At 44.5% G+C, this 11,613-nt stretch carries 12 protein-coding genes, 1 tRNA gene and 2 pseudogenes; 10 read left to right on the forward strand and 5 right to left on the reverse strand.

All coding sequences use genetic code 11. From position 1 onward, the window contains the following. Positions 1-137 (forward strand): annotated as a pseudogene (locus THEPK_RS12995) (IS982 family transposase); the annotation flags it as partial. Between the two features lie 8 nt (positions 138-145). Further along, positions 146-1,288, forward strand: a complete 1,143-nt coding sequence (locus tag THEPK_RS04160) for a DEAD/DEAH box helicase (protein WP_052315886.1) — start codon at positions 146-148, stop codon at positions 1,286-1,288. A gap of 446 nt (positions 1,289-1,734) precedes the next feature. On the opposite strand, the gene THEPK_RS04165 is transcribed toward THEPK_RS04160, so the two are convergent. Then, positions 1,735-1,812, reverse strand: a tRNA-Arg gene (locus THEPK_RS04165). A 109-nt stretch (positions 1,813-1,921) separates the two neighbouring features. Here THEPK_RS04165 and THEPK_RS04170 point away from each other — a divergent pair. The 3 genes from THEPK_RS04170 to THEPK_RS04180 all read left to right on the forward strand — a co-directional run bounded on the left by THEPK_RS04170 (position 1,922) and on the right by THEPK_RS04180 (position 4,170). Next, positions 1,922-2,986 (forward strand): DUF835 domain-containing protein, encoded by a 1,065-nt coding sequence (locus tag THEPK_RS04170; RefSeq protein ID WP_042698684.1) that lies wholly within the window; start codon positions 1,922-1,924, stop codon positions 2,984-2,986. 81 nt (positions 2,987-3,067) lie between these two features. Next, entirely contained in the window at positions 3,068-3,973 is a 906-nt protein-coding gene (locus THEPK_RS04175) for an MBL fold metallo-hydrolase (protein ID WP_042698687.1), read from the forward strand. Positions 3,974-3,978: 5 nt separating this feature from the next. Further along, on the forward strand, positions 3,979-4,170 hold the full coding sequence (locus THEPK_RS04180; protein ID WP_042698690.1) for a hypothetical protein: 192 nt from the start codon (positions 3,979-3,981) through the stop codon (positions 4,168-4,170). Here the strand turns inward: THEPK_RS04180 and THEPK_RS04185 are convergent. Further along, positions 4,159-4,596 (reverse strand): flavodoxin domain-containing protein, encoded by a 438-nt coding sequence (locus THEPK_RS04185; protein ID WP_042698693.1) that lies wholly within the window; start codon positions 4,594-4,596, stop codon positions 4,159-4,161. The genes THEPK_RS04180 and THEPK_RS04185 overlap by 12 nt on opposite strands. Before the next feature lie 84 nt (positions 4,597-4,680). On the opposite strand from THEPK_RS04185, the gene THEPK_RS04190 reads away from it, so the two are divergent. Beyond that, positions 4,681-5,955 carry a tRNA (N(6)-L-threonylcarbamoyladenosine(37)-C(2))-methylthiotransferase gene (locus THEPK_RS04190; protein ID WP_042698695.1) on the forward strand — a complete coding sequence of 425 codons (1,275 nt, stop codon included), beginning with the start codon at positions 4,681-4,683 and terminating at the stop codon, positions 5,953-5,955. 28 nt (positions 5,956-5,983) lie between these two features. Here the strand turns inward: THEPK_RS04190 and pepQ are convergent, their stop codons facing one another. Then, positions 5,984-7,027 (reverse strand): Xaa-Pro dipeptidase PepQ, encoded by a 1,044-nt coding sequence (gene pepQ, locus THEPK_RS04195; protein ID WP_042698698.1) that lies wholly within the window; start codon positions 7,025-7,027, stop codon positions 5,984-5,986. A gap of 101 nt (positions 7,028-7,128) precedes the next feature. Here pepQ and THEPK_RS04200 point away from each other — a divergent pair, with 101 nt between their 5' ends. Further along, positions 7,129-7,536 carry an RNA-binding domain-containing protein gene (locus tag THEPK_RS04200; RefSeq protein WP_042698700.1) on the forward strand — a complete coding sequence of 136 codons (408 nt, stop codon included), beginning with the start codon at positions 7,129-7,131 and terminating at the stop codon, positions 7,534-7,536. On the opposite strand, the gene hflX is transcribed toward THEPK_RS04200, so the two are convergent. Next, positions 7,537-8,811, reverse strand: coding sequence for a GTPase HflX (hflX, locus tag THEPK_RS04205; RefSeq protein ID WP_042698702.1), 1,275 nt, complete (start codon positions 8,809-8,811; stop codon positions 7,537-7,539). Between the two features lie 325 nt (positions 8,812-9,136). Here hflX and THEPK_RS04210 point away from each other — a divergent pair, with 325 nt between their 5' ends. After that, positions 9,137-10,216, forward strand: a complete 1,080-nt coding sequence (locus THEPK_RS04210; protein ID WP_232194530.1) for an alpha/beta hydrolase — start codon at positions 9,137-9,139, stop codon at positions 10,214-10,216. Here THEPK_RS04210 and THEPK_RS04215 read toward each other — a convergent pair. Continuing rightward, a complete protein-coding gene (locus tag THEPK_RS04215; protein ID WP_198011287.1) occupies positions 10,213-10,560 on the reverse strand; it encodes a hypothetical protein in 348 nt (115 codons plus the stop codon). The two genes, THEPK_RS04210 and THEPK_RS04215, sit on opposite strands and share 4 nt — an antisense overlap. A gap of 175 nt (positions 10,561-10,735) precedes the next feature. Here THEPK_RS04215 and THEPK_RS04220 point away from each other — a divergent pair, with 175 nt between their 5' ends. Together THEPK_RS04220 and THEPK_RS04225 are read left to right on the forward strand one after the other, a co-directional pair. Then, on the forward strand, positions 10,736-11,344 hold the full coding sequence (locus THEPK_RS04220) for an IS607 family transposase (protein ID WP_042698708.1): 609 nt from the start codon (positions 10,736-10,738) through the stop codon (positions 11,342-11,344). Next, positions 11,325-11,613 (forward strand): annotated as a pseudogene (locus tag THEPK_RS04225) (RNA-guided endonuclease InsQ/TnpB family protein); the annotation flags it as partial. The gene THEPK_RS04220 and the pseudogene THEPK_RS04225, both read left to right, overlap by 20 nt.

The raw sequence follows: 11,613 nt of genomic DNA on the forward strand, positions 1-11,613 counted from the left end.
TGTTTTCGAAGTTTTCTGAGTTTCTTCTGAGGCCGAGCAGGAGTGTTAGTTTGAGGGGGTTGGTTGTCAGGATTTTAGGGGCGATTCTGGCCGTGAATCTGGACAGATTATACAACTTCACAGGTGGTGGGAACTAGGGTTAAACATGAGTTTTGAAAAGTTAGGACTATCAGAAAGCAGTTTAAATGCCATACGAAGAAAAGGCTTTAAAAGGCCAACCGACATTCAACGGGAAGTCATTCCAAGGCTTCTGGAAGGAAATAAAGACATAATCGGGCAATCACAAACCGGTACCGGTAAAACAGCTGCATTTGCCCTTCCCTTGATAGAGCTCATAGAGGAGGATATAAAGGATGTGCAGGCGATAGTTATAACTCCAACAAGGGAGCTTGCAATCCAGGTTGCGGATGAAATAAGGTCTCTGAGAGGAGAAAAGAGAATCTATGTTCTTCCAGTCTATGGGGGTCAGCCTATAGGGCCTCAAATCAAAAATCTAAGGAAAGGGACCCACATAGTTATTGGCACTCCTGGAAGGATAATAGGCCACATAGAGAGAGGCACGCTTTCACTTACTGGTGTGAAGTGCTTCATACTGGATGAGGCCGACAGAATGTTAGATATGGGCTTTATAGAGGACATTGAAAGGATTTTGAGGCATACAAACGAGGAAAGGAGAGTTTTGATGTTTTCTGCGACCATTCCAAGAGAGATACTTCGCCTGGCAAGGAGATACCTAAAAGACTACGAGGTCATACGGATTCAAGAGAAAAGCCTTGCTCCCGAGCAAGTTGAGCAGTACTATCTCGAAGTGCATCCAAGGAACAAGTTCAAGCTTCTGTGCAGGATTCTTGATGACGAAAACTTCTATGGAATCGTGTTCTGCCAGACGAAAAAGGAGACAAGAGAACTTGCAGCCGAGCTTAGGGCTAAAGGATACAAAGCGGAGGCTCTGAATGGCGACATTCCTCAAAAGGGGAGGGAAAGGATTTTGGAGCGCTTTAGAAGGGGCAAGACCAAAGTCCTGGTTGCAACGGACGTTGCGGCCCGAGGGATAGATGTTAAGGATTTAACGCATGTGGTAAACTATTCAGTTCCCCAGAATCCTGAGGCGTATGTTCACAGAATCGGCAGAACCGGAAGGGAAGGCAAGAAAGGAAAAGCTGTAACCTTTGTGGCTCCGTGGGAGTCCCCCAAGCTGAGAGACATAGAAAGAATTGCAAGAGTAAAGCTCAAGGAAATGAGCCATTCCCGGAGACAAAGGAGGGACGTGCTTTTGGGAGCTTCTTGAATTTCCAGATCACGTTCTTTTCATTTTTATATTCTTATTCTGTGGAGGGGTATCATCAAATTCTTTATTGCTGTAGTGAAATTCCAGCCTAGAGGACTTTTTAGAATGAAAATCCCTAGTAGAAGGGCAAGGTAAAAGGAACCACGAACCTTGATCAAACTTCGCGCAGGCAAGCAAACTTTTGGAAAAAGTTTGACCAAAAGAGTTCCCTTCTTAATAACAGGCAAAAACCAGTTGTGCACTGCTCAAAAGCACTTTTAGAGGGGTTCACTTCCTAAATACGCACTTTCAATCAGGTTTCAATCCAATTTTAGCGTCTACAGGACGCTTTCCCGAGTGAAACCCTCATAAAAGAGCATGTAAACAAGAAACCCTGTTCATTTAGTTGTAAATCCTTAGAAAAGCACTCAACATTCCGCCAGCGCTTACGCAGGTAAGGGCTGTTATGGCGGGCCCGGCGGGATTTGAACCCGCGACCTTCGCCTCCGGAGGGCGACGCTCTATCCAGACTAAGCTACGGGCCCTCGATAATATCCAGAGAAAATGGAATTAAAAATCTTTTTCCCTTCTGACCATAATTTTTTTAATTATTTCCTACAATTGACAATATGATCTCAAATGTGGTGAGCTATTATGGATGAAAGCTATCTAGCAAAATTTATTCATGTCTTTAGCATATTCGTTGCCACTGGAACCTTTGGAGTGCTCTTTCACACATATTTGGAGCACAGGATAAAAGCGCTCCTTTTTTGGTCAGCTGCATGGGTGTTTTTCATACTGATGCAGGTGGCCTTTTATACCGGAAATAAAGAGGGGGTTGCACTCTTTTATTCTTTCTTCTCAGGGACTTTGATATATGGGGCCCTAGTGTATCTCAAAGAGTATGGGGATATTAAAACATCAATAAGGCCAGAATTAATAGGAATTATACCTCCAATCTTTGCCCTTTATGGGATATTCTTAACTCATTTAGGGCTTTCTTATAGCTTTTCCTCTATCGAGGTGCCGTTTGTCGTTCTCTCAGGAATATTCTTCCTATTTTCTGGCTTTGTATTCCTGGCAATAGGTAAAAAGAAAGGGAACATATTTTACCTCAGCGTTGTGACAATTACATTTGGAATCTTTGTTATTCTCTACCCCGTAAGGCTGAGTTTTCCCAGCCTTAGGTTTGTATGGATATTCATTGGCACTGCTCTCTCTGTAGGCATGGCACTTCTTATGATAAACCTCGTAACTTCCAAAGAATTTCTGTTCTTCGAGGAGCCCATAGAGCTGAAGATTGTTCTGGAACCCGGTGCTAAGCTCATAAGCCCTGAAGAGTACGAGCAAATAAAGGAAGATCTCAAAGATTACCCGGTGTTAGCATTCGTTAGGAGCTTAAACATCCCAGAAAAATGGAATGCTTATTATTTAAGCACTGAGGAGCAAGAAGGTAGGCTCTTCCCTACAAATCTTGCCTACGTAGCTCAGACAATAAGCGAGTACTTCAGAGAAGCAAAGAAAAAGGGTCTCGAAGGTGTTGTGATAATCGATTGCTTGGAGTATTTAGCAATGTACAATGGCTTTGAATCCACTGTAAAGTTTCTGGCTACACTAAAGGACTTTGCGTTGATAAATGGGGGAGTGCTGCTTGTAGTTATCAAAGAGGATGCATGGGACAAACGCCAGCTCGCAATCCTAAAGCGCATTTTTAGTTAAAACTTCTAAGTTGTTAGGTATAAGGTATAACCTCAAAGTTAAGTTTAAGAAATTTGGAGGCGTAGAACTCTAGGTGGCCACATGAAAATCATTCCACTCGCTTCCGAAAGCCTTGGAGTGAGAAGCCTTGCAACGTTCTTAGAGATTGGAAAAGTCGGTATTCTTATTGACCCCGGAGCGGCTTTGGGACCAAAACGCTATTCTCTTCCTCCGGCCAAGATAGAGATGGAGGCCCTGCAAAGGACAAGGGAAGAGATACAGCGTTATTCAAAAAAAGCCCAGATAATAACAATTTCCCACTATCACTACGACCACCATACGCCGTTCTTTGAGGGAATTTACGAAAGTTCTTCTCCGGAAAAAGCGAAGGAACTTTACAGTGGAAAAACACTCCTCATAAAACATCCCACAGAAAACATAAACTTCAGCCAGCGAAAAAGGGCTTGGGCTTTTCTTAAGAAGGCAGAAAAAATAGCGAAAAAAATTGAGTATGCTGACGGAAAGTTCTTTGACTTTGGCGATTTCATAATCGAGTTTTCTCCAGCTGTTCCACATGGGAGTGAGGGCTCGAAGCTCGGCTTTGTCGTGATGGTTATGGTAGACGATGGGAAGAAAAGGGTTATTCACGCAAGCGACATTCAGCTTTTAAACAAAGCCTCGAAAGAGTGGATAATCAGGCAGATGCCGGACGTACTAATCACAGGAGGCCCACCTCTATATTTAGAAGGGTATCGGGTTAAGGAAGCTTGGAACACAGGGCTCAAGAACCTCAACGAGATAATAAGAGAAACGAACGCAGAAATTATCTTAGATCACCACGTGGTTAGAGATAAAAGATACCCCGAATTTTTTGCCCAGGTTGAGAAAGAGCCTCTGACCTTTGCGCGCTTCTTGAAAAAAGAGGACAAACCCCTAGAAGCCTACAGAAAAGAACTTCACAAACTTGAGAAAGGAGAGGAAGCTGAGATACCTTTTAGCATTGGGTGATGACTATGAGAATACTGGAAGAGCTTGGGACTCTCATTCTGATCGTAGGTCTTGCCATTGCAGCGCTGTTCCTCAGCACCCTCATAAGAATTCTCGCAATGTATACCAACATATTGATAACCGCAATCGGCGCGGTAGCCTTTGTGAGCTTGGTAGGGTTTATTTTATGGCTTCTGTATAGGAGGTCAAAAATCTAAAAGCTTCAACGCCCATCTCTTTGCCTTCTCTATCTCTTTCTCTCCAATATTCCCAATGCCACCCCTTAACACGAGAGTATCAACGATTTCCCCGTGAATTCTCTCCTTTAAGGGTTTTATGTAGTGGTTTTGAATATGCCATCCGACGAGGCTTCCAAATGCAACCGCAAAGCAGACGACAAAAATTGCCACCTTTTTCCCCTTAAGCTCACTGGAATGTTTCTCTAAGAACTCAAGAATGCTTTTTAGGGGTTTTTCATAGTAAATTGGAGTCCCCACGATAACGAGCTCACAGCCTTCAAGGGTTGTTACTTCACTTACCCTCTTGACCTCTACACTTGCATATCTTTCAATGGCTTCTTTTACGGCCTTTGCGACCTTTTCCGTCGTTCCGTGTCTGGAGTCGTAGACTATGCACACTTTCATCTTGCATCATTTCTTATTCTCTTCGAAGTTTAAATACTCACCTTCAACCATATCTTTTTAAATGCTCCAAGGAATTGGATTGCGATGAGGGTTCACATAGAAACTTACGGGTGCACGAGGAACAAGGCAGATGCAGAGATTATGGAAGCCCTGCTGCTCAAAGCGGGTTATGAAATAGCGGACTTGGATAGTGCGGAGTATGTTGTTGTGAACACCTGTGCCGTCAAAGACCCGACGGAGAAGCACATGAGCAGAAGGATTAAAGAGCTCATTGATAGTGGAAAAAAGGTCATAGTCACCGGCTGTTTGCCACATGTTAATCCCAATGCAATAGATGAGAGGGTCTCTGCTATTCTCGGGGTTAAGAGCATAGATAGAATCGTCGAGGCCATACAGTTAGCGGAGAGAGGAGAAAGGTTAATCAGTGTTGAAGGGTGGAACGAGAGAGCTATCGACAAACTTGAACTCCCAAGAGTGTGGAAGGGGGGAGTTGCTTTTGTAGTTCCAATAAGCGAGGGCTGCCTGAATGCCTGCACCTACTGTGCAACGAGGTTCGCGAGGGGAGTGCTGAAGAGCTATAAACCCGAGCTCATTGTAAAATGGGTTAAGGAAGCTATATCTAAAGGATACAAGGAGATTCAGCTCTCAAGCGAAGATACCGGCTGCTATGGGTTTGACATAGGCACGAACCTGGCAAAGCTTTTGGATGAAATTACGGCAATAGAGGGCGATTTTAGGATAAGGGTCGGCATGATGAACCCCAACAATGCAATCAAAATACTTGATGAGCTTGTAGAGGTTTACAAGGATGAGAAAATATACAAGTTCCTTCATTTGCCTGTGCAGAGCGGCGACAATGAAATCTTAAGGAAAATGGGGAGGACTTATACAGTTGAGGAATTTGAGGAGATAGTCAAAGAATTCAGAAAGCACATCAAGGACTTAAACCTAAACACGGACATAATAGTCGGCTTCCCCGGGGAGAGCGAAGAGGCCTTTCAGAATACGGTGGAACTGATTGAAAGGGTAAGACCAGACAAGATAAACGTTTCACGTTTCTCACCGAGGCCTGGAACCTTAGCGGCAAAGATGAAGGAGCAAATAGTGGGTTGGAAGGTAAAGGAGCGCTCCCGCTATCTGCACAGACTAAGGCTGGCAATAAGCTACGAGATAAACAAAAGATACGTAGGCAGAGAAGTGGAAGTTCTGACACACTCTGCAGGAGAAAAAGGCGGAATAGAAGGAAGGACAATGAACTATAAGGATATAATACTTCCCGATGCCCCCATTGGTGAATTCGTGAGGGTAAAGGTCACAAAGGCAACCTCGACATACCTCATGGGGGAAGTCGTAGAATAAAAAGAAAAATTCAAAACCCCATCAAGGCTCAAATAAGCTCTCTGTCTGTTTTTGTTAATCTTTTTGCACCGTTCTTTGTTATAACAATGGTGTCTTCTATTCTAACGCCGCCGAACTTTGGAATATATATTCCCGGCTCTATCGTAACCACCATTCCCTCTTTCAGCACGGTTTCATCCAGCTGGGAAACTCTGGGCCACTCGTGAACCTGAAGCCCTATGCCGTGTCCGAGGGAGTGTATGAACTTGTCTCCGTAGCCGTACTCCTCTATTATCTTTCTCGCAACGCTGTCGAGTTCTTTTGCGGTCATTCCAGGTTTTGCCTCTTCAACGGCTTTCTTCTGGGCCTCAAGGACTATCTCATAGATCTCCTTCTGCTTCTCATTTGGAGTACCCACAACTATTGTCCTCGTTATGTCGGAGTTGTAGTGCCTATATAGGGCTCCGAGATCCATGACAACGAGGTCTCCTCTCTCTATTCTCTTGTCGCTTGCGACTCCGTGGGGCAGGGCGGAGCGGTAGCCGCTTGCGATTATCGTATCGAAGGCAGGCTTCTCGGCACCTTCCATTTTCATTGCATATTCGACCTTGGCGGCAATTTCCCTCTCGCGCTTCCCTTCGCTTATCTCCTCTATGGCGGTCATAACTCCTATGTCAGCAAGTCTGCATGCGTCTTCAATGACCTTTATTTCCTCTTCGCTCTTTATCATTCTGAGCTCCTTTATCACATCATCCAAAAGCTTGAATTCTTTAACCTCAGCTTTTTCCTTTAATGTGTTTTGGAAGGAAATGCTCATTGTGCCCTCCACTGCGAGCGACTTAAAGCGCTTGAGGGATTCATAGAGCTCGTCCATCTTCTTGAACTTCTCAACGTTAACCCTTGCCTCTTCTTTTGCCTGCTCGTACTCGAGTTCAGGGACGAGCAGGGTCTCTTCATCCGGGGTCACTACCAGGTAGCCACCGACCAATGGCGCGGCGTTTGTGAAGTAAAAGAGATTTGGGGCGCTTGTTATTAAAGCAGCCTCGACTCCATTCTCTTCCAAATATTTTTTGATGGCCTTGATTCTTTCCATGTTTTTCACCAATTTAGATAACTTTTACTGCAATAAAATGCTTTCGGTGAATTTGGGAAAAGTTCAAAAACACTCTTCATAACTAATCATCGGTGAGCGAGATGTTTGAGGAAGTTGAGGTTGAAGCTTACGTTTATCCTACAGAGGATATCGAGAAGGTCAAGAGGGCCATGCTTAACCTAGTGTCACCCCTCGAGTTTGAGGCGTTTGACAAAGGAGACTACATCCTTTTGGTGGGGAGAACGAAAGACAAAAAAGCACTTCAGAGACTTTATGAGCTCTTCAGGGGGCAGCAAATCCTTGATACGGCAAGGGCAATGCTAGAAGAGGGCTACTTCGGAGAAGAGATAATAATAAAGGTGCACAAGCAGGTTGCATATGCCGGCAAGGTCAACTTTAACGAAGAATCACCCCTTGGCCCAATAACGATAATAATACGGACAAAAGACCCGCAGAGGCTCATGAAATGGCTGGCTCCGAGAACAAAAGACGGCGTGCCTATAGAGTAGTCAGCTTGGGTGCCTCAGCTCTACTCCCATTTTTGTGAGGCTTTTTATCATGCCTACTTGGATATAGGCTGAAATTCTCGTTGTTTCGCCGTATTTTACATCCAGGATTTCCCCGATGGAATTTATCAGGGCCATTACCTTGGGGACTTTTTCTTTTTCCTTGACCAGAATCTCAAAGAGCCTGTACTTTGGAAGCGTGAACATCACATCCTCAAGAGCGCTGTACAGCTCTTCTAGCTCCTTGTGCTTTGCGGAGATGGAGACAATCCTGCTTATGGTTATTCCCTTTCTGTTGATTAGCTCCTCAATTGCCTTCTTTTTGTCCAAAATATCTTCTTCGCTCGTAAGGTCTTTTTTGTTTAGGGCAATTATAATTGGCTTGTCAAGAGCTTTGAGCTCTTTCAGCACCCCTATTGATGCCAAAAACTTCCTCTTTATCTCTCTCCATGGTTCGCTAGAGTCTAAAACGAGGAGAAGAATATCTGCTTTCACGATCTCTTCAAGGGTAGAGTGAAACGCTTCAACTATAAACGGTGGGAGGTCGTCTATAAACCCAACGGTGTCGGTTATTAGAGCTTTCCTCCCGTTTATTGCAAATCTTCTTGTTGTGGTGTCGAGGGTTGTGAACATCTGGGTCTTTGCCTCTATGTCCTCATCGGCCAGAGCGTTTAGAAGGGTTGACTTTCCAGCGTTTGTGTAACCCGCTAGGGCAACAAGTACAAAGCCCACTTCCTCTCTCCTTTTTCTTTTTACCTCCCTATCAGCTTTGACTTTTTCGAGCTCTTTCCTTATCTTTCCCATCCTGTAGCGGATGTGTTTAAGGTATTGCTGGGTCTGATACTCACCCATACCCTTGAAACCAGCTCTGTCTCCGAGCTTAATCCTCCTGATGGCCTCTTTCACAAGGGGCAGTTCGTACTGGAGGTTCGCCAGTTCAACCTGGAGCTTAGCTTCCTTTGAGTGTGCCCTCTTCTCGAATATCTCAAGAACGAGCTGCCACTTGTCAATGACGTCAATTTTAAGCTCTTTCGTTATGTTAAACGCCTGAGAGGGTGTGAGAGGGTTTGCAAAGATTACCCTATCCGGATTGAGTTCTTTTATGAGTTCTCTTATTTCCTGAAGCTTTCCGGGCCCTATGTTGTATTTTGGGTGCTCCTCTCTGGTCTGTTCGACTATTGCGAGGATTTCATAACCCGCACTCCTCAAGAGCTCCTCGAACTCTTCCCTATTGGCCTTTTTATTTGGTGAATGTCTTATTACTCCAATAGCCTTCATCGATTTGAACTAAACGTGAGGGATTTATATTCTTTTGGTTGGACAGTGATACTGCCAGGACAGCCCTAGAGAGGGAGTACATATTCAGAGGCTCGGTTGTCCTAAACACTATGTGAGAGTACCCAGCAAACTTAAAATAGTATGAGAAACAAGACATTTTGGGATTCCAATGAAAAGATGGGGCTTGATATTAGTGGGCTTACTGTTTTTTGCAGGGTGTATAGAAAAGGGCCAAAAGATTTCAAGTACAGAGAGTCCTTCTTATACTACAGCTCCAATAAACACCACTATATCCCAAACATCTTCCACATCCGCTGAAGTCTCTGTGACTTTTGTTGTAGAAGTTCCGGACTATACTCCGGAAGAAGATACCATTTATATAGCTGGGAACTTCAACGGCTGGAACCCGGGGGATGAAAGATATAGGCTCAAGAAGAGGGCAGACGGAAAGTGGGAAATCACTCTGGAATTTCCTAAAGGAAGAAAAATCGAGTTTAAATTTACAAGAGGTTCCTGGGAAACCGTAGAGAAAGGTAAAAACGGAGAAGAAATCCCTAACAGAGTTCTCGTCGTTGAAAAAGAGGGAGAGTACAAATTTAAGGTTTATCACTGGAGGGATTATGTGGAGGAGGTAGGTATGGGAACGCATACAATAGTAGGAAATGTGATAACTTTCAAAATGAAAATTCCTCAGCTTGGTAACAGGGAAAGGAGAATATGGGTATATCTCCCGCCGGATTACAATCAGAGCGATAGGAGATATCCCGTTTTATACATGCACGATGGACAAAATCTCTTGGACCAGGCAACGTCCTTTGCAGGAGAATGGCAGGTTGATGAGACGTTAGAGAGGCTTTTTGAGGAAAAAGGATTCGCAATAATTGTTGTCGGAATAGATAACGGGGGAGAAAAAAGGATTGACGAGTATGCACCATGGGTAAATGCTGAATACGAAAGGGGTGGAGAAGGAGACGCTTACGTCCGTTTTATCGTTGAAACGCTGAAGCCTTACATAGACTCCCATTACAGAACTCTGCCAGACGAAACGGGCATAATGGGGTCTTCATTGGGAGGGCTCATCTCACTATACGCGGGCTTTAAGTATCCGGAGGTTTTTAAGTACGTTGGCGCCATGAGCCCCGCGTTCTGGTTTAATCCCGAGATTTACGAGTTTGTTAAAAACTCGACCGTTGGGCCAAAGAAGATTTACATTGACTGGGGCACTTTGGAACTAAAAGGCTCCAACGCATCTGCGGAGATATATGAAAAGCTCGAGATTCTCAAGGAGAAAGGATATATAGAGGGGGTCAATTTGCTGATAGTTATAGAGGAAGGTGCCGCACACAACGAATACTACTGGGCAAGGAGATTCCCCAACGCTGTGCTGTGGCTCTTTGAGGGCTAGATTTCAATTCCCACCTTAATGCCCTTTTCTTTTTCCAACCCTTTAAGTAGGAACAGTATCTTCTCTTTGCTCAGGGGGACCCCTCTTAAGTGACGATATGCCTCAAGAAGCTCGGTTTTTTCTTTTCCTTCTGCCTTCTCTGCCAAGTACAGCAACAGGGAAAGAAGAACGCCCTTCATGCTCTTCTCGATTAGAGGAACGACTTTCCATCCGTTGTCGTATAGGTAGAGGGCCCGGGGGAGTTCATCACCGCTCAGGTGCTCCAAAAGGAAGAAGCTCGGCTTTATCGTGCTCTGCAGGTATGAAAGGAGAGAATCTTTTGAGTATCCCTTCGCCCTGAGCATCTCGAACCCCCAGTAAAAAGCCTTTAGATAGTTGGCGTGCTCCTCCAGCGAGGTTATCCTGTCCTTCGAGAGAAAGCTGAGCTTCAGGGAGCTCTTCTCAAGGGCTGTTTTCTAAATGGTTAAAATCGTAAAGTTTATATATTTTGTGTCATTGTTTGTAATAGGGGTGTGCAGTATGAAGCTTTATAGGACGGGAAAAGCGGCACAGCTCCTTGGCATCAGCAAGCCGACACTCCTCAGAAAAATCAAAGCCGGCGAGATTAAAGCATACAGGGTTGGAAAAGAATACCGCATCCCGGAAAGCGAGATTAAAAGACTCCTCGAAGGCAAAACCCCCGACAAGGTTGTAATTTACGCCAGAGTATCAAGCAGAGACCAGAAAGAAGACCTTGAAAGACAGGTCGAATACCTCAAGAACTACTGCGCATCAAAAGGCTACCAAGTTGCAAAAATCATAACAGACATTTCCTCAGGACTGAACGAGAACAGGAAGGGGTTAAAACAGCTCTTCAAACTCATTGAAAGCGGGGAAATAACAAAAGTCGTGATAACTTACAAGGACAGGCTCACCCGCTTTGGATTCAAATACCTTGAGCAATACTTTAACTCTCACGGGGTTGAGGTTGAAGTAATCTTTGATGATGAAGAGAAAACGCCGGAAAAGGAACTTGTTGAGGACTTGTTAGCAATTGTTACTTCCTTTGCTGGAAAACTCTATGGTGCCCGTTCTCACAAGAAAAAACGCCTCGTCGAGGCGGTAAAGAATGCCCTCAGAGACGATTAAACTCACGGCAAAGTTCAAGCTCAAAACAGAACCCGAAGGGTTAGAAGACCTCTTCACCCTTTATTCTGATATTGTCAATTTTCTCCTTGATTATGCTTTCGAAAACAACATCACGAGCTTTTACCGGCTGAAGAAGGAGACTTACAAGGGCCTCCGGAGGGAATACCCAGACCTTCCGAGCCATTACATTCACACGGCCTGTCAAATGGCCACCTCAATCTACAAGAGTTACAGGAAGAGAAAAGACGAGGAAAAGCTAATGGAAAGCC

The organism is Thermococcus sp. PK (genome assembly GCF_000430485.1).
In the GTDB taxonomy this organism is placed as follows: Archaea; Methanobacteriota_B; Thermococci; order Thermococcales; family Thermococcaceae; genus Thermococcus_A; species Thermococcus_A bergensis.